Here is a 23,897-nt window from a genome sequence, read left to right as displayed (position 1 = left end):
AAATGCGCTGCCCGAGCTGCAACAGTCTCGATACGCAGGTGAAGGACTCCCGCCCCACCGAGGATTCCTCGGTGATCCGGCGGCGGCGGGTCTGCGTCACCTGCAATTTCCGCTTCACGACCTTCGAGCGGGTGCAGCTGCGCGAACTGACCGTGATCAAGCGCAACGGCCGCCGCGTGCCGTTCGACCGCGACAAGCTGATGCGCTCGGTGCAGATCTCCTTGCGCAAGCGCTCGGTCGATCCGGAGCGGGTCGAGAAGATGGTCTCGGCGATCGTGCGCGAGCTCGAGAGCGGCGGCGAGTCGGAAGTGTCCTCGGAGGCGATCGGCGAGATCGTGATGGAGCATCTGCGCGATCTCGACGACGTGGCCTATGTCCGCTTCGCCTCGGTCTACCGCAATTTCCGCGAGGCCAAGGATTTCGAGGCCGTGCTCGGCGAGCTCTCGGCGGAGGACGAAGCACCGCGCCTCGCGCCGGTCCGCAAATGATCTTCCGGGTTCTGGTCGATCAGGTCGGCGAGAAGCTGAAGGCTCAGAAGGACGCCGACCGCCGCTTCATGCAGCTCGCGCTGACGCTCGGCCGCCGCGGGTTGGGGCGGACCTGGCCCAATCCCGCCGTCGGTGCCGTGGTGGTCAAGGACGGCGTGATCGTCGGCCGCGGCTGGACCCAGCCCGGTGGACGTCCTCATGGCGAGCCCGAGGCGCTGCGCCGTGCCGGGGAGGCAGCCAAAGGCGCCACGCTCTACGTGACGCTGGAGCCGTGTTCGCATGTCGGCAAGTCGCCGCCTTGCGTGGACGCGGTTATCGCAGCCGGAATCAGCCGCGTCGTCTCGGCGATCGAGGATCCCAATCCGGAGGTCGCAGGGCAGGGACATGCGAAGCTCCGCGCCGCCGGCATCCAGGTCGAGGTCGGCCTCTGCTCGGCGGACGCCAAGCGCGACCATTCGGGTCATTTCCGACGCATCCGCGACGGGCGGCCGCATGTGATCCTGAAGCTTGCCGTCTCGGCCGACGACAAGATTGCAGCCGCGGGCAACACGCCGGTCGCGATCACCGGCGAAGCGGCGCGGACGCGCGTGCATGTGTTGCGTGCCCAGAGCGACGCGATCCTGATCGGCGTGCGCACCGCGATCGCCGACGATCCGCTGCTGACCTGCCGGCTACCCGGCATGGAATCCCGCTCGCCGGTCCGTGTCGTGCTCGACCCCGTCCTGCGCCTCCCGACCGCCAGCCGTCTGGTGCAGTCAGCGCGGACGACGCCGCTTTGGCTCGTTGCCTCTGAGGTGGCGGAGCCCGCCGCAGCGACCAAGCTGGGAGCCGCCGGCGCGCAGGTGATCCGCCTGCCGCCGCAGGTCGCACCGTCGGCACTGGAGCCACCCGCCGTGCTCAAGGCGCTCGCCGAGAAGGGCATCACCCGTTTGATGATCGAAGGCGGCAGCCGCGTCGCATCATCTTTCATGGCAAGTGGCCTGGTCGATGAAATCTGGCTGCTGCGTGGTCCCGGGGAGATCGGAGCGGACGGGATCGCTGCGCTGGATGCATTGCCGCTGACCGCAATCACGCAGTCGCCGGCCTATCGCGTTCGTGCTAGCGAAACGCTCGATCCCGACACCCTTACGATTTACGAGCGCGCGTAATGTTTACCGGCATCGTCACCGATATCGGCGAGATCGTCAGCCTGACGCCGCGGACCGAGGGCAAGCTGCACCGGCTGCGCATCGCCTGCAGCTACGACCAGGCCACGATCGCCGATGGCGCGTCCATCGCCAACAACGGCGTCTGCCTCACGGTCGTGCAGTCGGGCCTCACCGACGGCAAGACCTGGTTCGAGGTCGATGCCGCCGCGGAGACGCTGGCGCTGACCACGGCCAAGCACTGGCGCGTCGGAACGAAGCTGAACCTGGAGCGGGCGCTGAAGATCGGCGACGAGCTCGGCGGTCACATCGTCTCGGGTCATGTCGACGGTATTGCGACCATCGTCAGCCGCGACGACCTGCCTGATATGGCGCGGTTCGTGCTGAAGACAACGCGGGATCTGGCGCGCTTCATCGCCACCAAGGGTTCAGTTACCCTCGACGGCGTGTCGCTGACGGTCAACACCGTCGACGAACTGGCCTTCTCGGTGCTGATCATTCCGCATACGCTGTCGGTCACCACGCTGTCGTCCTGGCAGGCCGGCGGCGAGGTCAATCTCGAGGTCGACCTGATGGCGCGCTATGCCGCGCGCCTCACGGAAATGAAGTAGCCTCGAAGGGGGCTTTCCGTCTTGGCTTTGCGGGCGCTGGCGCCTACAAGGCCAGCCCTGATTGCGAGGAGGCGCCGATGTGTCGTCTCGCAGCATGAGGCCGATTTCATCTCGCCCTTCGCGAGGCGGCCGGATGGCCGCTCCCTTGGGACGAGGCACCTGAAGACAATGGAAACAGAACCATGGCAGACGCACGGCGCGCGCCGCTCAAAGACCAGACCGACATCTCCGGCGCCCGGGCGCTGATCGTCGAGGCCCGCTTCTACGACGATCTTCAGGATGCCCTGCTGGAGGGCGCCACCGCCGAGCTGAAGGCGGCGGGCGTGGGCTATGATGTTCTCACGGTCTCTGGATCGTTGGAGATTCCGGCGACCATTGCCATTGCGCTCGATGCGGCCGCCAAGAACGGCAAGCCCTATGATGCGGCGATCGCGCTCGGTTGCGTCATCCGCGGCGACACCATCCATTTCGAGATCGTGTCGCAGGAGTCCTCGCGGGCGCTGATGGACCTGTCGGTGGCGCGCGGCCTGCCGCTCGGCAACGGCATTCTCACCGTCAACACCGAGGATCAGGCCTGGGCGCGCGCCCGCGTCTCGGAAATGAACAAGGGCGGCGATGCTGCGCGGGCCGCGCTCGCCGTGCTGCGCATCAAACGCCGTCTGGCGCGAGGCTGAGATGGCCGAGAGCAGCAACAAACCGTTCAAGGGCCCGGTCAGAGCAAACGATCGGAAGGCCAACCGGCGCGGCGCGGCGCGGCTTGCCGCCGTGCAGGCGCTCTACCAGATGGACATCGCCGGCGCCGGCATCAACGACGTGCTGGCCGAGTTCGAGAGCCACTGGCTCGGCAACGAGGTCGAGGGCGAGCAGTATCTGCCGGCCGAGGCCGCCTTCTTCCGCGACATCGTCTCCGGCGTGGTGCGCGACCAGACCAAGATCGATCCCGTGCTGGACAATGCGCTGGAGCGCGGCTGGCCGCTGCAGCGGATCGAGGCGATCTTGCGCGCGGTGCTGCGTGCCGGCGCCTATGAGCTGGAGCGGCGCAAGGACATTCCGGCGCGGGTCGTCGTGTCCGAATATGTCGACATCGCCCATGCCTTCGTCGAGCGCGACGAGACCGGCATGGTCAACGCCGTGCTGGAGCAACTCGCCCGGCAATACCGAGCCGACGAGATGGGGCCGAAGTAGCGATGGGGGGCGCCGGAGCACGATCGTTGCGAACCGGCGCGATGCCAGTCTCTTTCCTCGACTGTCATCACCCGCGACGGCGGGTGATCCCGTATTCCAGAGACGTTCAAGGGATACGGAATGGCCGCGGCGTACTGGATCGCCCGGTCGAGCCGGGCGATGACAGCAGAGTGTGCAAAGTGTGGGGGACGAGCGCGTGACCCACAACCCCTCCGGCGAAGACTCCCTGATCGCCCGCTATTTCAAGCCGCTGGCGACGGACCCCGGCGCCTTCGGCCTCGTCGACGATGCCGCGATCATTCCGGCCAATGGTGACGACATCGTCGTCAAGACCGACGCCATCGTCGAAGGCGTCCATTATCTCGCCAGCGATCCCCCCGACACCATCGCGCGCAAGGCGCTGCGGGTGAACCTGTCCGATCTCGCCGCCAAGGGCGCCGTGCCCACCGGCTTCGTCCTGACGCTGGCGCTGCGCGAGAAGGACGAGGCGTGGCTGTCGGAGTTCGCGCGTGGCCTCGGCGAGGACGCGGCTGCGTTCGGCTGTCCGCTGCTCGGCGGCGACACCGTGTCGACGCCCGGTCCCGTGATGATCTCGATCGCAGCCTGGGGTCGGGTGCCCCGGGGCCGGATGGTGCATCGGTTCGGGGCGCGTGCCGGCGACCGGGTGATGGTCACGGGAACGATCGGTGATGCCGCGCTCGGCCTGTGCATGCTGACGGGCACAGCGGAGGCGGCGGCGCTGGCCGACGATCCCGCCGCGCGGGATATGCTGATCGGCCGCTATCGCACGCCGCAGCCGCGCAATGCCCTGGCCGCGGCCGTGAGAGACTACGCGACCGCCTCGATGGACGTCTCCGATGGCCTCGCAGGCGACCTGATCAAGCTCTGCGCCGCCTCTTCCGTGGGCGCCGACATCACGCTTTCACACATTCCACGATCGCCGGCGGCGGCGAAGCTGCTCGCTGTCGGGGCCGCGCAGCTTGAAAGCATGATCTCCGGCGGCGACGATTACGAGATCCTCTGCACTGTTCCCGCAGCGCAATGCGCAGCGTTCCGTGCTGCAGCCGAGACGGCGGGCGTTGCCGTCACCGACATCGGCGCCATCGTCGAAGGAACGCGAGCCCCGCGCTTCCTAGACGGGCAGGGCCGTCCCGTCACACTGACGCGCTTGTCCTTCAGCCACTTCTGATACCTATTTGCACCGCACAATGCGACCAAAGAAGCGTCTGAATTTGGAGCGGTTCAGGCGTCGCGGCGTTGCGTCATCATGGCGATTTTGGCAAGCTTCATGATGTTCGAGGCGGCTCCGCCCGGGGCGGCCTGACAGGGGGCGTGCGTCGCACCATCGCGGCGTGACGTAGTTAGAAAAAGCAAAGAGCCGAGGAAACTAAATGTCAGCTTTATGGGTGATCGTGCTCTGCGGAGCGCTGTCGATCGTCTATGCGATCTGGGCCACACAATCGGTGCTCAGCGCGGACGCCGGCAATGCGCGCATGCAGGAAATCGCGGCGGCCGTGCGTGAGGGCGCGCAGGCCTATCTTCGCCGCCAATACATGACGATCGGAATCGTCGGTGTCGTGATCTTCGTGCTCCTTGCGTATTTCCTCGGCATGCTCGTCGCGATCGGCTTTGCGATCGGCGCGATCCTCTCCGGCGCGGCTGGCTTCATCGGCATGAACGTGTCGGTGCGCGCCAACGTCCGCACGGCACAGGCGGCCATCACCTCGCTCGCCGGCGGCCTCGAACTCGCCTTCAAGGCCGGCGCCATCACCGGTCTGCTCGTGGCCGGTCTCGCACTACTCGGCGTCACCATCTATTTCGGCATCCTGACCGGCTTCATGAAGCTCGCGCCGGACAGTCGCACCGTGATCGACGCGCTGGTCGCGCTCGGCTTCGGTGCCTCGCTGATCTCGATCTTCGCCCGTCTCGGCGGCGGCATCTTCACCAAGGGCGCCGACGTCGGCGGTGACCTCGTCGGCAAGGTCGAAGCCGGCATCCCGGAGGACGATCCGCGCAACCCCGCGACCATCGCCGACAACGTCGGCGACAACGTCGGTGACTGCGCCGGCATGGCCGCCGACCTGTTCGAGACCTACGCGGTGACCGCGGTCGCCACCATGGTCCTGGCGGCCATCTTCTTCGCCAAGTCGTCGCTGTTGACCAACATGATGACCCTGCCGCTCGCCATCGGCGGCATCTGCATCATCACCTCGATCGCAGGCACCTTTTTCGTCAAGCTCGGCGCCAGCCAGTCGATCATGGGCGCGCTTTACAAGGGCCTGATTGCGACCGGCGTCCTGTCGCTCGGTGGCGTGGCGCTGGCGATCGCCTGGCTGATCGGCTTCGGCAAGCTCGACGGCGTCGACTACACCGGCACGGCGCTGTTCATGTGCGGCGTGGTCGGTCTGGTCGTCACCGGCCTCATCATCTGGATCACCGAATACTACACCGGCACCGACTTCCGCCCGGTGAAGTCGATCGCGGCGGCCTCGGTGACCGGTCACGGCACCAACGTGATCCAGGGCCTCGCCATCTCGATGGAGTCGACCGCGCTGCCTGCGATCGTCATCATCGCCGGCATCCTGGTCACTTATAGCCTGGCCGGCCTGTTCGGCATCGCGATCGCCACCACGACCATGCTCGCTCTGGCCGGCATGATCGTCGCGCTCGACGCCTTCGGCCCGGTCACCGACAATGCCGGCGGCATCGCCGAGATGGCCGGTCTGCCGAAGGAGGTCCGCAAGTCGACCGACGCGCTCGACGCGGTCGGCAACACTACCAAGGCGGTCACCAAGGGCTACGCGATCGGCTCGGCCGGTCTCGGCGCGCTGGTGCTGTTCGCGGCCTATAACCAGGACCTCCAGTTCTTCATCGCGGATTCGGCGCACCATCCCTATTTCGCGGGGATCAAGCCGGACTTCTCGCTGAACAACCCTTATGTCGTGGTTGGTCTGCTGTTCGGCGGCCTGCTGCCGTATCTGTTCGGCGCGATGGGCATGACCGCGGTCGGCCGTGCGGCCGGCGCGATCGTCGAGGAGGTGCGGCGTCAGTTCCGCGAGAAGCCGGGCATCATGCAGGGCACCGACAAGCCTGACTACGGTAAGGCGGTTGACCTGCTGACCAAGGCGGCGATCAAGGAGATGATCATCCCCTCGCTGCTGCCGGTGCTGTCGCCAATCGTCGTGTACTTCCTGATCTACGCCATCGCGGGCGGCGGCGCAGCCGGCAAGTCGGCGGCGTTCTCGGCCGTCGGCGCCATGCTGCTCGGCGTCATCGTCACCGGCCTGTTCGTCGCGATCTCGATGACCTCGGGCGGCGGCGCCTGGGACAACGCCAAGAAGTACATCGAGGACGGCCACTACGGCGGCAAGGGCTCGGATGCTCACAAGGCGGCGGTGACGGGTGACACTGTCGGCGACCCCTACAAGGACACGGCCGGCCCCGCGGTGAACCCGATGATCAAGATCACCAACATCGTGGCCCTGCTGCTGCTGGCGATCCTCGCGCACTGAGCGGGGCGATGTCCTGACCAATAAAAACCCCGCGGCGCGAGCTGCGGGGTCTTTCATTGTCTCTCGTTGTGTCGTGACGCCATCTATTCCGCCGCGCGCTGCCGCGTCCGATACGACTGCAGCGTGCTCTGCGCGGTTCGCGGCTGCATTTGCGAGAAGCTCGCCAGATGCTGGTCGAGCTGTGGGCGTGCGCTGCCGCTGGCATGCGCCTGCATGAACAGCAGCGTCGTGGTGGTGACCCAGGACAGGTCGAACGCCTTGGCGAGCACCAGGAGCTGATCCGGCTGGTTGTGCACGAAGGCGCGCTCGACCACGTCGAGCGGCAGCTTGCACATCAGGGACAGCGCCAGCATGACCTTGTCGAAGCTGCCTTCCTTGGCGAAGCCGTGCAGCTGCGCCTCGTGGAGCTGGCCGGTCGCGTGCAGCAGCTCGACATAGTCCTTGGCGGTGACGAAATCGGCCGAGCGCGTCCGCGCGGCGGCCTGCAGATGATCCGAAGCCTGCGCCACGGCGAGCTCGACGATCTCGGCCCGCGCCGCATCAGCGCTGGCGAGCTGGCTGCGCACCGCGTCGGAGGCTTCGACGAACAGCCGGACCAGCACCTCGCGTGGGCTGTCGGGTCGGCTCCAGAGGTTCAAGGCGAGGCGGGGATCTTCGGATGCCTTGGTCACCAGGCCGGAGAAGCCGTGATCGGAGAAGCGCGCGCCGCCATTGTTGGCGGTGTTCGAAACGACGGCCTGATTGCCGCGATCGACCAGAACGTCGGTGACGGATTCCGTGAGGATCTTGCGGTCGGAGATCGCGAGCAGATGCTCCTGGCCCCGGGTCTGCGCGGTCGCGACCAGGGTCTCGTCGTCGAGCCGTTCGCTCTGGCGCAGCACGGAACCTGCCACCGCGATCGTCTCGTCGCTGGCGAGCAGACGGAGCAGCCGCGGCGGCGCGTCAGGCAGCATCGCGAGCCGGCTGCCGAGCTGCGCCCGCGCCGCAATGGCGACGTTGTCGAGCAGCTTGAACAGCACGTGGTCGAACAGATCGACATGTTCTTCGGTGAACTTGCCCGAGCCCACGACGAACAGGTCGGTGACGCGCTCCAGGATCTCGGCGCGCCGCGACACGTATCGGCTGGCGAGAATGTCTTCGAGCTGGTGGAGAACGCTGTTGGGCAAGGCACGGCTCATGCGATGGACATCGCCGGCGCCTGCCCCTCGGACGGTGATCGGACCGCATCCACGCGAGGTCGTCGGCCCGGCATCGGCTGATGGTATCTCGCAACCGGATCAAGGACGCGCGGCCGCCATCTATCGCACCATCCCGCTTAAGGTGCCGTTACACCACGAACCCTATTCCAATGCTCCACCGAGACGCGGCGCCGCCGGGCCCAGGGCTACTTCACGTCCATCTGCAGGCCTTCCTTCTGGATGATCGACGCGAACTTGGCTGTCTCGGCCTGGACGAAATCGCCGAACTGCTGCGGCGTGCCGTAGTCGGCGCGGGCGCCCATGGCCGCGATGTTCTTAGCGATGTCCTCGCGCTCCAGCATCGCCTTGACCTGCAGGTTGAGCGCGCTGACGATCTCCGGCGGGCAGGCCTTGGGCAGGAACACGCCGAACCAGGACGACACGTCGAACTTGGCCAGCTCCGGCGCGCTTTCGCGCATCGTCGGCAGGTCGGGCGCGTTGGCGCTGCGCTCCGGCGTCGTCACGCACAGGCCGGTCAGCTTGCCGTCCTGCACCTGCGGCAGCGACGGAAACAGATTGTCGAACAGGATCTGGATGTCGCCGGCGAGCGCGGCCTGCAGCGCGGGGCCGGCGCCGCGGAACGGGATGTGCGTCATCTTCAACCCGGTGAGCTGCAGGAACCAGGCGCCGGTGAGATGCGGGCTCTGGCCGACGCCTGACGAGCCGTAGTTGAGCTTGTCGGGATTGGCCTTGAGGTAGGCGATCAGCTCCGGGATCGACTTGATCCCGGTCGACGGATGCGCCGAGACGATGTTCGGGATGCGGATCATGTTGGACACCGCCTGCAGCTGATCCGGCTTGTAGGCGAGGTTGCGGAAGATCGAATAGGCGATCGCGTTGGGACCGGGATTGCCGATCAGGATCGTGTACCCGTCCCCCTTGGTGTTGCGCGCGACCTCGGCGGTGCCGATCGTGCCGCCACCGCCGGAGCGATTCTCGACCACCGCCGATTGTCCCCAAACCGTCTGCAGATGCGCGGCCAGCAGCCGTCCCATCACGTCGGTGCTGCCGCCGGGCGCGGCGGGCACGATCAGCTTGATCGTCTCGGTCGGACGCCAGTCGGCGAGACTCGTGCGCGGCAGAATGGCGGCGGTCGACAGCGCTGCGGCTCCGGACAGAAGCCTGCGGCGCGACAGCGCGATGCTATGAGCCAATGATTCCTCCCTGCTCTTGTTTTGCAGCAGGGTAGGGAAGATTGCAGCGCCAGAGCAAGCAGGCCAATTGCGCGCGAGCTGCGCAATTCAGCGCAGCGGTCCGGCTTTGTGCCGTGGCCCGGAATCACATTCCGGGCTGCGGCGATCGTGTCGGGATCAGTTGAAGCTGAGCAGCTTGAACAGCGGTGTCAGGTAGCTGAGCTCCTGGCCGGAGGTCGGCGTGGTGCGGCTGACGAAGTCGAAGATCTTGCCGTCCTTCATGCCGTAATTGGCGAGCCGCCGGACCTGGCGGTTCTTGTCGAAATAGATCGCGATGACGCGCTGATCGACCACCTTCTGGTTCATGAAGGCGACAGGGCGCTCGGCGCGCTGGGAGATGTAGTAGAATACCTCGCCGTCGAGCGTCGCCACCGTTGACGGCGTGCCCATCACGATCAGCACCTGGTCCTGGCTGGCGCCGATCGGGATCTGCTCCAGCGCGCCGGGGGGCATGATGTAGCCCTTCTGGAACTGCTCGCCGGTGCAGGCGGCCAGCGCCAGACAGGTCAGCGCGATCGCGCCGGCGGTGCGCAGTCGGGTGCTCAGGCCGCGGGAGAGCAGGCGGGCAGTCGTTCGCATTGTCTGGGTCATCTTCTTCAGATCGGATCCCGTCCCCTTGCGTCGGGCAGGGCGTTGACGTACCGGGCAAACTTGCGGATTGCAACATGCCCCCGAACAGGGTCAGGGAAACTCGACCGCGGAACCGTCATGCTCTGGCCATTCAACCTTCTCAGCAAATCCCGACCGTCCCCGCGCGGGACCATCGAGCCGATCTATGGCACGATCGTGGCACAAACCCGAGACCCGTTGTTTTATAGACACTTGAATGTCCCCGACACGGTCGAGGGACGGCTCGATCTGCTGATTCTGCACCTCTGGCTGGTGCTGCGGCGGCTGCGCGGGGTGGGGTCGGAGCTATCGCAGGCGCTATTCGACCGCTTCTGCGACGACATGGACGACAATCTGCGCGAGATGGGGGTGGGGGATCTCACCGTGCCGAAGCGGATGCAGAAGTTCGGCGAGGCATTCTATGGCCGCACCGCCGCCTATGACCTCGCCTGGTCCGAGAGCGAGGCCCGGCTGGCGGAGGCGCTGCAGAAGAATATCTTGAACGGGGAGCATCCGGACAGCGCAGCCGGACTTGCCGCCTATGCGGCGCGGGTGGCCGCGCACCTCGCCGCTCTCGACGACAACAGGCTGCTCGGCGCCGGCTGGAGCTTCCCGCAGCCGGTGCAGCAGGACTAGCGAGATGAGCAGAGACACAGACACATCGCGACAGACGGGGCGAGATCCGGCGAAGGATCCCTGGCGGGCGCCGCCGGTGATCGTGGCGCAGATTCCGGAGGCCGGCCTGCATCGCGAGATCGAGGCCGACGAAGCCACGCGCCGCGCGCTCGCCGCGCTTGCCGAGCTGCGCGAGGTCATCTCGGCCCATGCCTCGTTCGACGTCGTCCAGAAGCGCGACGGCAAGGTGCATGTCGAGGGCCGGGTGCGGGCCCGGATCGGTCAGACCTGCGTCGTCACGCTCGATCCGATCGAGATCGAGATCGACGAGCCGATCGACCAGATGTTCGCCCCGCCGGAGCAGATTCCCGAGCTTGCCGATCTGGTCGAGGACGATCCCAACAGCGAGGTGGAGACGGCTGATCCGCCGGAGCCGGTCATTGGCGGGCAGATCGACCTCGGCCGGCTTGCCGCCGACGCGCTGTTCCTGGGGATCGATCCCTATCCGCGCAAGCCGGGCGCCGTGTTCGAGCAGCCGATGGCGGCAGCCGCCGAGCCGGAGGACCATCCCTTCGCGGCGCTGAAGGCGCTGAAATCGGCAGATGCCGCCGGGCCGGGCGCCGTCAAAGCGAAGAAAACGGGTGAGGATTGACGCGCCGTTGTGCAGGCCGGAAGCGGTCGATCCTGTCACAAAGCCTCTCGAAATCCTCTCAAGCTGCTGATTTCGATGGCAAAGACGGGTCCCTGCTGGCCCCGGACCGCGTGGCGGTTGCAAATTGCATTGCCCCCGGGAGGTTGTTTCGACACGGAGAGACGCTATTGTCGCGCCCGGGTCGGGGTGCGACGAAAAGGCCCGGACGGCCTCTGGCCCGTCCATCGGCCGCGCAATGCCTCTGAACGACCGCCAAACACGGCCAAGCAAGTCACGGCCAAGACGAGACAAAGCTCGAGATCAGGTTTCCGGGACGTCATGCCTCAAAAGGTTCGAATCGCGCTGGACGCCATGGGCGGGGATTTCGGCGCGGCCATCGTCATTCCCGGTGCTGCGATCGCACTGAGCCGCCATCCGGATGCGGAGTTTCTGCTGTTCGGCGATAGCGCCAAGATCGTACCCGAACTCGACCGGCATCCGCGGCTGAAGGCCGTCTCGCGGGTCATCCACACCGACGTCGCCGTCAGCATGGAGGACAAGCCGAGCCAGGCGCTCCGGCGCGGCCGAAAGACCTCGTCGATGTGGCTCGCGCTCGAGGCGGTCAAGAAGGGGGAGGCCGACGTCGCGGTATCAGCCGGCAACACCGGCGCGCTGGTGGCGATGGCGCGCTTCTGCCTGCGCACGCTGGACGGGATCGACCGGCCGGCTCTGGCCGCGATCTGGCCGACCGCGCGCGGCGAATCGGTCGTGCTCGACCTCGGTGCGACGATCGGCGGCGATGCCCACCATCTCGTCGCGCTGGCAGTGATGGGCGGCGCGCTGGCGAGCGTGCTGTTCAACAAGCCGCGGCCGACCGTCGGCCTTCTCAACATCGGCGTCGAGGAGATCAAGGGCCATGAGGAGATCCGCGAGGCGGCCGAGCAGCTGCGCGCGATGAACCTGCCGCAGCTCGACTATATCGGCTTCGTCGAGGGCGACGGCATTGGCAAGGGTGCGGCCGACGTGGTCGTGACCGAGGGCTTCAGCGGCAACATCGCTTTGAAGACGGCCGAGGGCACCGTCCGCCAGGTCACGGATTTCCTGCGCGGCGCGATCCAGGCGAGCTGGCTTGCACGGATCGGCTATCTGTTGGCCCGCGGCGCCTTCGCCGCTTTGCGGGCCCGACTCGACCCGCGCAAATCCAACGGCAGCGTGGTGCTCGGGCTCAAGGGCATGGTGGTGAAGAGCCACGGCGGAACCGATGCCGAGGGCTTTGCCTCGGCGGTCAGGGTTGGCTATGAGATGGCCCGCTACGATCTCCTGACCAAGATCAATCAAACACTCAATCCCGACGGCGGCGCACCGGCGTCCGAATCCGTCGTCCAGGAGGCTGTCTCGTGACAATTCGTTCGGTCGTGCTCGGCTGTGGCTCCTACCTCCCGCAGCGGGTCGTGACCAATGCCGAGCTGGCAAGCCGCATCGAGACCTCGGACGAGTGGATCGTCCAGCGCACCGGCATCCGTGAGCGCCATGTCGCAGCCGACGGCGAGTTCACCTCACATCTGGCGATCAACGCGGCCCGGGCCGCCCTTGCGGCGGCCGACGTCGATCCGCAGTCGATCGACCTGATCGTGCTCGGCACCTCGACGCCGGACAACACCTTTCCGGCGACCGCGGTTGCGGTCCAGAACGAACTCGGCATCCACCATGGCGCGGCGTTCGACCTGCAGGCGGTCTGCTCGGGCTTCGTCTTTGCGCTCGCCACCGCCGACAATTTCCTCCGCAGCCGCTCGTTCAAGCGTGCGCTCGTGATCGGTGCCGAGACCTTCTCGCGCATCCTCGATTGGAACGACCGCACCACCTGCGTGCTGTTCGGTGACGGCGCGGGCGCGGTGATCCTGGACGCCCAGGAGCAGGGCGGCACGTCGGCCGATCGCGGCGTATTGACCACGCATCTGCGCTCCGACGGTCGCCACAAGGCCAAGCTCTATGTCGACGGCGGTCCGTCCTCGACCCAGACCGTCGGGCATCTGCGGATGGAGGGCCGCGAGGTGTTCAAGCACGCGGTCGGCATGATCACCGACGTGATCGTCGACGCCTTCGATGCCACCGGCCTGTCGGCCGAGACCATCGACTGGTTCGTGCCGCACCAGGCCAACAAGCGAATCATCGACGCTTCGGCGCACAAGCTGCACATCGCGCCGGAGAAGGTGGTATTGACGGTCGATCGGCATGGAAATACCTCCGCTGCCTCGATCCCGCTGGCGCTGGACGTGGCCGTCAAGGACGGCCGCATCAAGAAGGGCGACGTGGTTTTGCTGGAGGCGATGGGCGGCGGCTTCACCTGGGCCTCGGCCCTGGTGCGCTGGTGAGCCTGCCGTGCGGCGGGATTACGCCCAGAGATCGACACTACGGCCTGTACTTCTATTCACGCTGCTGTTGACCACCGCCGCTTAACCTCTTAATTTCCGGAGCGAATTATTCGCCGTGAGTTTGGGGCAGGCGATGGCGGGAACCGGAAAAACAGTCACACGCGTCGATCTCTGCGAGGCAGTCTACCAGAAGGTGGGGCTGTCGCGGACGGAGTCGTCTGCATTCGTCGAGCTGGTCTTGAAAGAGATCACCGACTGCCTCGAGCGCGGCGAGACGGTCAAGCTATCGTCCTTCGGGTCGTTCATGGTGCGCAAGAAGGGGCAGCGCATCGGACGAAACCCCAAGACCGGCACGGAAGTGCCGATCTCGCCGCGGCGAGTCATGGTGTTCAAGCCGTCCGCGATCCTGAAGCAGCGCATCAACGGCCAACAGGGCAGCGGCAAGATGAACGGCGAGGCCAGCGCCGAGTTCGGCGCCGAGCCGGAATAGGGCCGGGGGCCGTCGCCCCGCCGCATTGTCGGCAGGCCGTGACGAACGCGTATCGTTCGTTCCGCGTACAGTTCGTCCCGCGTACAGTTCGTCCCGCGTACAGTTCGTCCCGCGTACAGTTCGTCCCGCGTACAGTTCGTCCAATCTATTCAGCGTAGTCTGCCACTTTCTTGTCAGCACGATCGAAGGGGAACGGGCATTTGGACAAGGCGCCGGATGCGTTTCGGACGATCAGCGAGGTCGCGCAGGAGCTCGACATTCCGCAGCACGTGCTGCGGTTTTGGGAGACCCGGTTCGCCCAGATCAAGCCGATGAAGCGGAGCGGGGGCCGGCGCTATTACCGGCCCGACGACGTCGACCTGCTCAAGGGCATCCGGCGCCTGCTCTATGGCGAAGGCTACACCATCAAGGGGGTGCAGCGGATCCTGAAGGAGCACGGCGTCAAGTCGGTCCAGGGACTGGCCGACAGCTCTGCCGCGGTCTCGTTCGGTGCGATGGAGGAGACGCTCGGCCAGGCCCTCATGGAGGAGGAGCCGATCGGCGAGGCCGAGGTCGAATCGGAGGACGAGGAGGAGGCCTCCGACGAGGAGGGCATCGACTTCCGCTTCGTCGACACCGAGGACGACATCCTCGACACCTTCCGGGTCGGCCCGCCCGCCCGCGCCGGCATGAAGCCGGAAGACCGCGACAAGCTTCAAGGCGTGCTCAAGGAGCTGCTGGACTGCCGCGCGCTGCTCGATCGCGCCATGAAAGAGGTGTGAGGGGCGCCTGCTGCCCTAAACACAGGATGAGCCGACGGCGCCAAGCATTTGCCAGTTCGGAGCCGCAGCGGCGCCACGAGTCGGCTGCGCTCTCCTCCCCCTTGCGGGGAGGGGGTTGGGGGTGGCGGTCCCCGACCTCCGCTCTATCCATCGCCCCCACGAAACCCGTCCGCCGTGCCTTGCATCCCATCCCGATCACGGCTACACGATCGGCCATCGGAGCGTGGCGCAGCCCGGTTAGCGCACTAGTCTGGGGGACTAGGGGTCGTGGGTTCGAATCCCGCCGCTCCGACCATTTTTCGGGATCGCTTCTGTTTTCATCCGGGGCTCGATCCTCTGCATCCCTCCGTCGAAGTGATCAAATATTGCGGATCCACGACTCTTGGCGGAAGCGCCTCGCCCCGTGACGGCGAGCCGGACGGCGGTTGGGAATCCTCATCGGAGGCTCAGCTCACGCTGACAGCGTCGCCTTCAGGTGCCACGATACTCTTGCTTTACTTGGATTGCCAAATATCTGTACAAGAAAGTGTGCCTCGAAAGGGGGAGTGTATGATGGCTCACGTTTCCTACAGCGAGCTGCGGAACAATCTTGCAACCTATATGGATGCGGTCTGCGATGGACGGGCACCGCTCGTCGTTACGCGTCAGAACGCACGAAGCGTGGTGCTGATGTCAGAGGAGGAATACGAGGGTCTTATGGAGACCGTCCATCTTCTGAGGAGCCCGGCAAACGCCGTTCATCTCCTGCGTTCGATCCAGGAGGCAGACGAGGGTAAACTGACGGAGCGTGAGCCGGTTGAGCCGACGAGGTCGGTTTGATCCGATCACATGATTATCGCGTGGACCGAAGGCGCTTGGCAGGACTATCTCGAGTGGCAGAAGGACGACGAGAAAGTTCTCCAGGCCATTAACACGTTGATCAAGGACATCAAACGAGACCCGTTCAAGGGGTTGGGGAAACCAGAGCCCCTCAAACATGCGCTCCACGGCTGGTGGTCTCGGCGTATCACCGGAGAGCACAGGTTGGTTTATCGCGTCACGGGTCAAGGAGACACGCAACGGCTCGATATTGCCCAGTGCAAATATCACTATTGAGCTGGACCATGCCGCCGCGGTCCTGCGCCCGCTGGTCCAAAAATGCGCTGTACGCGCGGACCCGCCGCACCTTTCCAACTCAGTGAGGGCCGCTTAACATCTGCGACGGGATTCCCGCGCGTTAGACGCGCCGGCCTCGTTTTTTATTTCTGCAATTGTGCCGAGTTCTTCCATGGACGCCGCCGTCGTCGACATCTCCTTTGGGCATTTCGAGAACGCCGAGCAGATCGCCTTCTGGAACGGTGCGGGCGGCGGGCGCTGGGTCGCGCGCCGCGCCGAGATCGATGCGCTACTGGCGCCGGTGCAGGAGGCGCTGCTGGAGCGTGCGGCGATCCAGGCGGGCGAGCGGGTGCTCGACATCGGCTGCGGTTGCGGGGCGACCTTGATCGCGGCGGCCGAGAAGGTCGGCCCCGGCGGCAGCGTGCTTGGCCTCGACGTGTCCGCAGCCATGCTGACCGCGGCCCACGAGTTCACCCCCGCCGATGCGCCGGTGAGCTTCGTGCAGGGCGACGCCATGGTGCATCACTTCAAGGCCGCGAGCGCCGATCTCATGATCTCGCGCCTCGGCGTCATGTACTTCGCCAATCCGGTGCGCGCCGTGCTCAACATCCGCAATGCGCTGCACTCGGAGGGGCGCGTCGCCTTCGCCTGCTGGGGCGAGCTGCGCGACAACCCGTGGGCGCTGGAGCCGCTGCAGGCGGCCTATGACCACGTGCCGAAGTTGCCGGGATTGCCGCCGCACGCGCCGGACGATTTCGCGTTCGGAGCCGCCGAATGGATCGAGAAGGTCATGACCGATGCCGGGCTGCGGCGCATTCGGCTGGAGCGCCACGACATCGCGCTCGACTTCGGCGCAGGCGCCGGCCTCGACAGCGCGGTGCAGACGGCGCTCGCGATCGGGCCCGCCGGCCGTGCCGTGGCCGGGCAGCCGTCCGAGGCCACGGAGGCCGCGATCGCTGCCGTGAGGAAGGCGCTGGCGCGCTACGCCAAGGGGCCGCGCGTCGTGGTGCCGGCATCGTTCTGGATCGTGACTGCGGTCGATCCGTAATGCGACGGCCGCGCCGGAGCCCAAGCGCGGCGCCATCTATGCGAGCGCGGAGCTTACGATCAGCGCATATGCGACAGAAAGAACGCGTTTCGAGATGTGCAAGATGACGAGACTGCTCTCAGCCGGTGCCGTGTTGGTCGGCTTCCTGTCGGCGGCGAAGGCCGACGTTCAAATCAATATGCAGCCAGGCTCACAATGCTGGTCTTACCAAGGATTGGATACGCGATTTTACGGCAACTTTGCGGGCGGCCAAGCTCTGACCGTCGGGATTGTCGAGCAGCAATTGAACGAGAAAGGTGGGATGGAGGCGGTTGTCTATAGTGGCGCGCAGGTCTGGGTGAACGGTCCTGATGGTTTCCTCAAGGATGGCTACCGCAAGGCGGATGATCGGATCATCTACACGGACAAGCCGGGCCGCTACATTTTCAATTTGTATGAGCATGGAACAGGCGCCGCTTATCCAGTCTTCGTGAAGATATGCGCGAGCAGAAAGGACCAGGCCAACAAGAGGTGACCCGATCCTTTGTGCTGGTTTTGACCCCGTGGCAAAGCCGCAAGATCGGTCGAGCGCGTCAGCGTTGAGCGCGCTTAGCTGCTGCGGCCACGGAGTACTGAACGATGAAGGCGGCGCTGCAGAACTACCATGCCCGGATGCAGCGGGTCTTGGATCATATCGACCGGCATCTGGACGATGATCTGGACCTGGACGCGCTGAGCAGCATCGCGGCTTACTCGAAATATCATTTCCACCGGCAGTTCACGGCGACCTTCGGGCTGTCCGTGCATCGCTACATCCAGCTCGCCCGCATGAAGCGGGCGTCCTATCAGCTGGCCTACAGCGATGCCCAAACCGTCACGGAGGTCGCGATGGATGCCGGCTACGATGCACCGGACGCCTTCGCCCGCGCCTTTCGGCAACGGTTCGGGCAATCGCCGTCATCGTTCCGGAAATCTCCCGACTGGGAGCCGTGGCTTGCGGCCTTCGGGCCTTTCGACGAAGCAAGGAGCAAGCTGATGCGGACGACCTATACCCCTGACGACGTGACGATTCGCGAGGTGCCGACCACGCCGGTGGCGATCATGGAGCATCGCGGCGACCCGGCGACGCTCGGCGCCACGATCCAGCGCTTCATCGCCTGGCGCAAGGCTGCCGGCCTGCACCCCAGGACCAATCCGACCTTCACGGTCTGGCGCTCCGAGCGGCGCCCCGCGTCGCCTGCCGATTACAGCGTGGATCTCTGTGTCGGGACCGATCGGCCGGTCGAGACCGATGACGCGACAATCAGGGTCGGCGAGATCCCCGGCGGACGCTGCGCCGTGCTGCGCGTCGTCGGCAACACCCACAATCTGGAGCCGGCCGCGCTGTTTCTCTATCGCGACTGGCTTCCGGCCAGCGGCGAGGAGGCGCGTGACTTCCCGATCTATTGCCAGCGGCTGAACTTCTTCCCGGAGGTTCCCGAGCACGAGACGGCTGCGGACCTGTTCCTGCCGCTGAAATAGCCCCTGACGGCCGACCCTTCCTAAAACGTGTAGCCAAGAGCCGTCTCAACCCGCGAGTCCCGCATGCAGGGCTCGGGGGGAGCGGGCCGACCTTGGAGCGGTTCCAGTTCTCGTCCGGGAACCGCGATCCGGTCATGTCGTTAACGATCAAGCAGCTCAGTCGGGGCCCACACCCTGACATTGAACCTTTGCGCGCACGCGCGCACCAAACCTGTGTTCGGCTCGTCGCGGAGTCGGGTTTCAGGAAATTTCAGACTGACATCGGGGTTCACCTCGATGTGCTGTTCATTGTCGTTGAAGGAGGCGCGTATGGTCCTCAGGACTTTGAAAGTGTCGCTGTCTGTTTTCGCCGCTGCAACCTCGGTGGTGTCGCTGTTTGCCGTCAGCTGGGTCGGTCTCGCACTGCTCGGCTACTGATAGCTCACGCAAGCATAGAGGCGCACTCTGCCTCGCGAGATGGAAAGCGCCCGGATCGAGCCTGATCCGGGCGCGCGTTTTTGCAGATGCGAAGGGCCACGGCGCTATGCGAAGGCCTTTTCCACCGTCTCGATCAGCACGCGGAATGACTTGTCGTGGCGGGTGATCGGCGGAATCGCCCGGGTGATGCCGAGCAGCTGATAGACCGCCATCTGCGCCGCGCGCACCGAATATTCCACCGTGAACACGACGTCGTCGGGAATCTCGACGAACTGGCTGACGAAGGCGAGATTCTTCGAATTCGCCGGCACCGGCAGCGGGCGGTCGCTGGTGTTGCGCGGCATGAACATGCTGGTGATGTAGGGCAGGCGGCAGGGCACGCAGGTCGCGTTGTCGAACACCGAAAGGTCGAAGTTGAGATGGCCGCACAGCTCCTTGAGGATGTCGGCGCCGCCGCAATCGGCCATGGCCTTCGGCACGAAATTGCCGATGCGGTCGGGATGCAGCGCGTAGCCCCAGAACACCTGCACGTCCGCAGGCTGGCCGGCGAAATGCGGCTGGTGATACAGCACGACCGACATCAGCCAGTTGGACTCGGTGAAGGTAACGAGCCCGCCGGTGCCGGCGACATTGCCGGTGAACGCTTCCATCGCGTCGAAGAAGCGCGGATTGCGGCAGGTGACGGTGAAGGACTCCCAGCAGGATTCGGGGATCGATGAGTTGAAAGCGGCGGGATTGCCGAACTCCGGGCGTCCCCTTGCGATCTTCTCCCACAGCGTCCAGCCCTGGCTGTCCTGCTTGGTGAGCCGCGGCGGCGGCGCATCCTGCGTGCCCAGGCTGGTCGCATCCGTCATCGAGCCGTTTTGCAGGAAGACCAGATCGTCGGTTGCTACCACGACCGTCTCCGGCTTGCCGTTGCGATCGAGGGTCAAGCGCTTGACGACGTGCTTGCCGGCTTCCGTCGCGATCTCGATGTCGGTGACATCGACGCCGCCGGCGAAATTCACGTCATGGCCCTCCAGCCATTTGACGAGCGGCACCACGATCGCGTCGTACTGATTGAACACGGTGCGCTTGACGCCGGCCAGCGTCTCGATGCGCGGAAACTCGTTCATGAAGCGATGCAGATAGCGCTTGAACTCGACCGCGCTGTGCCAGGGCTGGAATGCGAACGTCGTCTGCCACATGAACCAGAAATTCGTGGTGAAGAACGGCGGCGACAGCCAGTCGGTGATGCGGGAGTTGCCGAGCTTGTCCTCGGAGGCCTCGGTCAGCCTGACGAGCTCGAGCCGATCCTGCATCGTAAAGCCCATGGTGGAGACGTCGACCTTGTGCCAGTTGCGATCGACGAGGCGCGCCTGCGAATGCGCGACATGGGCCTCGTTGAAGGCGAGCGTCTCGTCGCGCACGGTGCGGCCGGGATCGCCGGCATTGGGGATGGTGGAGAGCAGGTCCCACGTGCATTCGTAGTGATCGGTCGTCAGCATGCGGCCGCCGCGCAGCGAATAGGAACCGTCGGGCAGCCGCGCGCCATCGAGGCTGCCGCCATAGGGCAGACGCTTCTCGTAGATGGTGATGTCGCGTCCCGCGACGCCGCCGTCACGGATCAGGAATGCCGCGCCGGCCAATGCGCCGATGCCGCTGCCGATGAAATACGCCTTCATGATGGTTCACCCGGATCGTCTGTTGCGATCCGGGGCTTAGCCGCTGTGTTCCCTGGCGGAACTGATCCAGGTCAACCGCCGCGGCGCGCGGTGATCACGATCTCGCGTGGTCCCTCATGCGAATGATTTCACCACCGATTGCAGCAAAACCTTCAGCGATTTGTCATACGGCGTGACCGGCGGAATGGCACGGTCGATCTTCAAGAGCTGATAGACCGCATGCATGGCCGCGCGCACCGAATATTCGATCGTGAAAACGGCGTCTTCGGGCAGCTCGACATATTGGCCGATGAAGGCGAGATTCTGCGAGGTGAGCGGCACGGGCAGCGGCCGGTCGCCATAGCTGCGCGGCATGAACATGCTCATGATGTACGGCATCCAGCACGGCACGCAGCTCGCGTCGGCGAACACCGAGAGCGGAAAGCGCAGGTGCCCGCATAGTTCCTTCAGGATCTCGGCGCCGCTGCACTCGGACATCGGCCTGGGCACGAAATTGCCGACGCGATCGGGAAACAGGCCGTAGCCCCAGAAGATCTGGATGTCGTCAGGCTGGTTCGGAAAGTACGGCTGGGTATAGAGCACGATCGACATGCGCCAGTTCGAGTCGGTGAAGGTCACGAGGCCGCCGGTGCCGGCGACGTTGCCGCTGAAGGCCTGCATCGCGTCGAAGAAACGTGGATTGCGGCAGGTCACCGTGAAGGATTCGAAGCTCGACTCCGGGATGCACGCGTTGAACACGGCGGGATTGCCGAACTCGGGCCGGCCGGCCGCGAGCTTCTCCCACAAGGTCCAGCCATGGCTGTCGGCTTTGGTAAGCGGCTTCGGCGAGCTGTCATGGCTGCCGAGGCTGGTCGCGTCGGTCATCGAGCCCGCGGTGTAGAACACGAGATCGTCGCTCGCGAGATCGATGCTGCGGCGTGCGCCGTCCTGATTGAGCACGAGCCGGGTCGCGCGGTGGCGGCCGTCCGTGGTGACGATCTCGATGTCCTCGACGTCGGCGCCGCCGACGAAGTTGACGCCGCGATCCTCGAGCCAGCGCACCAGCGGCAGCACGATCGAGTCATACTGGTTGTAGACGGTCCGCTTGACGCCGCCGAGCGTATTCATCATCGGGAATTCGTTCATGAAGCGCCGCAGATAGCGCCTGAACTCGACGGCGCTGTGCCAGGTCTGGAAGGCGAAGGTCGTCTGCCACATGTACCAGAAATTGGTGGTGAAGAACGGCGGCGACAGCCAGTCCGAGATCAGCGAATTGCCGAGCTTCTCCTCGGAAGTCTCCGTGAGCCTCGTCAGCTCGATGCGATCCTGCATCGAGAATCCCATGGTGGAAACGTCGACCTTGTGCCGGTTGGCATCGACCAGCCGCGCCTGCGCGTGCGTGACGTGGAGCTCGTTGAAGGCGACGGTTTCGCCGAGGATGTTCTCCTCGGGCCGTGAGTAGCTGGGAATCGTCGACAGCAGGTCCCAGGTGCATTCGTATTGTTCGGTCGTCAGCATGCGTCCGCCGCGCATGGAGTAGGAGCCGTCGGCAAGCCTGGTGCCGTCGAGGCTGCCGCCATAGGGCAGGCGCTTCTCGAAAATGGTGATGTCCTGACCGGGGATGCCGCCGTCGCGGATCATGAATGCTGCGCCCGCGAGCGAGCCGATGCCGCCGCCGATGAAATAGGCCTTCATGAGATCGACCTGCTATCCAAGGGTTTGAAACACAATAACGAAAATGCCGACAGGCGCGGCGTATCAATAGCCGAATAAAAACCCGCCGAGGGTCATGTTACCGCGGCGGGATGAATTAGTCGTCAACACGTTGAGGTCGTTTATCCGCGTGCGGCTCAATGTCCCGCCATGTGGCGGCCGATCTCGGTCAGGTCGGCTTCGCCGACGCGGGTCTCGTAGACGAGCTGGCCGTGGAAAATCACGACCAGGCGGTCGGAGAGTTCGAGCAGCTCGTCGAGATCCTCGCTGACCAGCAGCACCGCGGCGCCGCGGTTGCGGGCGGCCATGATCTCGGCATGGATCTGCGCCACCGCCGCGAAGTCGAGGCCGAAGCACGGATTGGCGGCGATCAGCACTTCGACGTCGTGGCCGAGCTCGCGCGCCAGGACGGCGCGCTGCACGTTGCCGCCGGACAGTGCCGAGATCGGCGTATCCGGCGTGCGGGTCTTGATCTTGTAGCGGTTGATCTTGGCGGTCGCGTCCTTTCGGAAGGCGGACTTGTTCAGCCACCAGCCGCCGCGGGCGAACGGAGCGCGGTCGAACTCGCGCAGCGCGATGTTGTCGGCGACGCTCATGCCGCCGACGCAGGCGTTCTTCAGCGGCTCCTCGGGCAGCAGCGACATCTTGTGGCGCCGCATCTCCTCGCGGCTCGCGGAATAGAATTGGCCGGAGACACGGACAGCGCCGCTCTCGGCCTCACGCTGGCCGGCGAGCACCTCGACCAGCTGGCGCTGACCGTTGCCGGAGACGCCGGCGATGCCGACGATCTCGCCGGCGCGCACGGTCAGCGACAGATCATGCACAGCCACTCCGCCGGCATCGTCGCGCGCCACCAGCTTCTCGACCTCGAGCCTGACCACGCCGGCCTCGCCGGAGCGCGCCGGCTGAACGGTGAGCTGCTCGGCGCCGATCATCATCCGCGCCATATCGTCGGGCGTGAGCTCGGAGACCTTGCCGCGGCCGGCGAGCTTGCCGCGCCGGAGGATTGTGACCTCGTCGGCGAACGCCATCACCTCGCGGAATTTGTGGGTGATCATCAGGATGGTCAGCTCGCCGGCCTCGACCATCTTGCGCAGCATGCCCAGGACTTCATCTGCCTCGCCCGGCGTCAGCACCGAGGTCGGCTCGTCCAATATGAGAAAGCGCCGCTTGAGATAGAGCTGCTTGAGGATCTCGCATTTCTGCCGCTCGCCGGCGGAGATGTCCGACACCTTGGCGTCGAGCGGCACGCGGAACGGCATGCGCGCCAAGAAGGCCTCCAGCTCCTTCCTCTCCTTGGCCCAGTTGACCACCGCCGGTACGTCGTCACGCGCCAGCACGAGGTTCTCCGCGACGGTCATCGCCGGTACCAGCGTGAAGTGCTGGTAGACCATGCCGAGGCCGAGCGCATGCGCGTCCTTGGGATTGTTGATCTCCCGTTCGCGCTCACCGATCAGCACGTCGCCCTCGGTCGGGCGGTAGTAGCCCATGATGCATTTCACCAAGGTCGACTTGCCGGCGCCGTTCTCGCCGAGCAGCGCGTGGAACGAGCCGGGCTTGACCTTCAGCTCGACATTGTCGAGCGCGGTGAACGCGCCGAAGCGCATCGTCATCGCGATCGCTTCGACCCC

Annotated in this window: 24 protein-coding genes and 1 tRNA gene; 19 read left to right on the top strand and 6 right to left on the bottom strand. The window is 65.5% G+C overall.

Translation table 11 applies throughout. The features are described from left to right. Positions 1–2: 2 nt before the first annotated feature. The 7 genes from nrdR to QW868_RS30795 all read left to right on the top strand — a co-directional run bounded on the left by nrdR (position 3) and on the right by QW868_RS30795 (position 6,941). Positions 3–488, top strand: a complete 486-nt coding sequence (nrdR, locus tag QW868_RS30825; RefSeq protein ID WP_006612773.1) for a transcriptional regulator NrdR — start codon at positions 3–5, stop codon at positions 486–488. Continuing rightward, positions 485–1,636: a bifunctional diaminohydroxyphosphoribosylaminopyrimidine deaminase/5-amino-6-(5-phosphoribosylamino)uracil reductase RibD gene (gene ribD, locus QW868_RS30820; protein WP_315773142.1), complete on the top strand. Its 1,152-nt coding sequence runs from the start codon at positions 485–487 to the stop codon at positions 1,634–1,636. The genes nrdR and ribD overlap by 4 nt, the downstream gene beginning before the upstream one ends. Beyond that, entirely contained in the window at positions 1,636–2,244 is a 609-nt protein-coding gene (locus tag QW868_RS30815; protein WP_315775156.1) for a riboflavin synthase, read from the top strand. Before ribD ends, QW868_RS30815 begins: the two co-directional genes overlap by 1 nt. A gap of 182 nt (positions 2,245–2,426) precedes the next feature. Continuing rightward, positions 2,427–2,918, top strand: a complete 492-nt coding sequence (ribH, locus tag QW868_RS30810; protein WP_316232321.1) for a 6,7-dimethyl-8-ribityllumazine synthase — start codon at positions 2,427–2,429, stop codon at positions 2,916–2,918. Between the two features lies 1 nt (position 2,919). Then, a complete protein-coding gene (nusB, locus tag QW868_RS30805; protein WP_315798031.1) occupies positions 2,920–3,429 on the top strand; it encodes a transcription antitermination factor NusB in 510 nt (169 codons plus the stop codon). 196 nt (positions 3,430–3,625) lie between these two features. Further along, complete coding sequence (gene thiL / locus QW868_RS30800) at positions 3,626–4,618, top strand: thiamine-phosphate kinase (protein ID WP_316232320.1); 993 nt, start codon at positions 3,626–3,628, stop codon at positions 4,616–4,618. Between the two features lie 202 nt (positions 4,619–4,820). Beyond that, the gene (locus QW868_RS30795) at positions 4,821–6,941 is read left to right on the top strand and encodes a sodium-translocating pyrophosphatase (RefSeq protein ID WP_315740218.1); all 2,121 of its coding nucleotides are present in this window, start codon (positions 4,821–4,823) and stop codon (positions 6,939–6,941) included. An 83-nt stretch (positions 6,942–7,024) separates the two neighbouring features. Here QW868_RS30795 and QW868_RS30790 read toward each other — a convergent pair whose 3' ends face one another. From QW868_RS30790 to QW868_RS30780, 3 genes are all read right to left on the bottom strand, one after another. Then, entirely contained in the window at positions 7,025–8,107 is a 1,083-nt protein-coding gene (locus QW868_RS30790; protein ID WP_316232323.1) for a DUF2336 domain-containing protein, read from the bottom strand. Between the two features lie 218 nt (positions 8,108–8,325). Further along, the gene (locus QW868_RS30785) at positions 8,326–9,333 is read right to left on the bottom strand and encodes a tripartite tricarboxylate transporter substrate binding protein (RefSeq protein ID WP_316232319.1); all 1,008 of its coding nucleotides are present in this window, start codon (positions 9,331–9,333) and stop codon (positions 8,326–8,328) included. A gap of 156 nt (positions 9,334–9,489) precedes the next feature. Next, complete coding sequence (locus QW868_RS30780; protein WP_315740216.1) at positions 9,490–9,951, bottom strand: outer membrane protein assembly factor BamE; 462 nt, start codon at positions 9,949–9,951, stop codon at positions 9,490–9,492. A gap of 129 nt (positions 9,952–10,080) precedes the next feature. On the opposite strand from QW868_RS30780, the gene QW868_RS30775 reads away from it, so the two are divergent. The 12 genes from QW868_RS30775 to QW868_RS30720 all read left to right on the top strand — a co-directional run bounded on the left by QW868_RS30775 (position 10,081) and on the right by QW868_RS30720 (position 18,493). Next, positions 10,081–10,617: a ubiquinol-cytochrome C chaperone family protein gene (locus QW868_RS30775; protein WP_315740215.1), complete on the top strand. Its 537-nt coding sequence runs from the start codon at positions 10,081–10,083 to the stop codon at positions 10,615–10,617. 4 nt (positions 10,618–10,621) lie between these two features. After that, on the top strand, positions 10,622–11,248 hold the full coding sequence (locus QW868_RS30770; protein WP_316232318.1) for a DUF177 domain-containing protein: 627 nt from the start codon (positions 10,622–10,624) through the stop codon (positions 11,246–11,248). Positions 11,249–11,566: 318 nt separating this feature from the next. Beyond that, a complete protein-coding gene (gene plsX / locus QW868_RS30765; protein WP_315740213.1) occupies positions 11,567–12,628 on the top strand; it encodes a phosphate acyltransferase PlsX in 1,062 nt (353 codons plus the stop codon). After that, positions 12,625–13,599: a beta-ketoacyl-ACP synthase III gene (locus QW868_RS30760; RefSeq protein ID WP_316232317.1), complete on the top strand. Its 975-nt coding sequence runs from the start codon at positions 12,625–12,627 to the stop codon at positions 13,597–13,599. Before plsX ends, QW868_RS30760 begins: the two co-directional genes overlap by 4 nt. 133 nt (positions 13,600–13,732) lie before the next feature. Continuing rightward, positions 13,733–14,089, top strand: coding sequence for an integration host factor subunit alpha (locus QW868_RS30755; RefSeq protein WP_315758632.1), 357 nt, complete (start codon positions 13,733–13,735; stop codon positions 14,087–14,089). 200 nt (positions 14,090–14,289) lie between these two features. Beyond that, positions 14,290–14,850 carry a MerR family transcriptional regulator gene (locus QW868_RS30750; protein WP_315775146.1) on the top strand — a complete coding sequence of 187 codons (561 nt, stop codon included), beginning with the start codon at positions 14,290–14,292 and terminating at the stop codon, positions 14,848–14,850. 217 nt (positions 14,851–15,067) lie between these two features. Further along, positions 15,068–15,145 (top strand) — tRNA-Pro (locus tag QW868_RS30745). 257 nt (positions 15,146–15,402) lie between these two features. Further along, on the top strand, positions 15,403–15,669 hold the full coding sequence (locus tag QW868_RS30740; protein ID WP_316163869.1) for a type II toxin-antitoxin system prevent-host-death family antitoxin: 267 nt from the start codon (positions 15,403–15,405) through the stop codon (positions 15,667–15,669). Between the two features lie 9 nt (positions 15,670–15,678). After that, complete coding sequence (locus QW868_RS30735; protein WP_315775144.1) at positions 15,679–15,945, top strand: Txe/YoeB family addiction module toxin; 267 nt, start codon at positions 15,679–15,681, stop codon at positions 15,943–15,945. A gap of 172 nt (positions 15,946–16,117) precedes the next feature. After that, a complete protein-coding gene (locus QW868_RS30730; RefSeq protein WP_316232316.1) occupies positions 16,118–16,993 on the top strand; it encodes a class I SAM-dependent methyltransferase in 876 nt (291 codons plus the stop codon). Between the two features lie 103 nt (positions 16,994–17,096). Further along, the gene (locus tag QW868_RS30725) at positions 17,097–17,507 is read left to right on the top strand and encodes a hypothetical protein (RefSeq protein WP_315775142.1); all 411 of its coding nucleotides are present in this window, start codon (positions 17,097–17,099) and stop codon (positions 17,505–17,507) included. Positions 17,508–17,611: 104 nt separating this feature from the next. Beyond that, positions 17,612–18,493, top strand: a complete 882-nt coding sequence (locus QW868_RS30720) for an AraC family transcriptional regulator (RefSeq protein ID WP_315775141.1) — start codon at positions 17,612–17,614, stop codon at positions 18,491–18,493. A 521-nt stretch (positions 18,494–19,014) separates the two neighbouring features. Here QW868_RS30720 and QW868_RS30715 read toward each other — a convergent pair. The 3 genes from QW868_RS30715 to QW868_RS30705 all read right to left on the bottom strand — a co-directional run bounded on the left by QW868_RS30715 (position 19,015) and on the right by QW868_RS30705 (position 23,879). Further along, the gene (locus QW868_RS30715; protein WP_316232315.1) at positions 19,015–20,574 is read right to left on the bottom strand and encodes an oleate hydratase; all 1,560 of its coding nucleotides are present in this window, start codon (positions 20,572–20,574) and stop codon (positions 19,015–19,017) included. A 114-nt stretch (positions 20,575–20,688) separates the two neighbouring features. After that, on the bottom strand, positions 20,689–22,248 hold the full coding sequence (locus tag QW868_RS30710) for an oleate hydratase (RefSeq protein WP_316232314.1): 1,560 nt from the start codon (positions 22,246–22,248) through the stop codon (positions 20,689–20,691). Positions 22,249–22,403: 155 nt separating this feature from the next. Beyond that, positions 22,404–23,879 carry an ABC transporter ATP-binding protein gene (locus tag QW868_RS30705; protein WP_316232322.1) on the bottom strand — a complete coding sequence of 492 codons (1,476 nt, stop codon included), beginning with the start codon at positions 23,877–23,879 and terminating at the stop codon, positions 22,404–22,406. Between the last annotated feature and the right edge of the window lie 18 nt (positions 23,880–23,897).

The organism is Bradyrhizobium sp. SZCCHNR1051 (assembly GCF_032489615.1).
In the GTDB taxonomy this organism is placed as follows: Bacteria; Pseudomonadota; Alphaproteobacteria; order Rhizobiales; family Xanthobacteraceae; genus Bradyrhizobium.
This window is presented reverse-complemented; position numbering and strand designations above follow the sequence as displayed.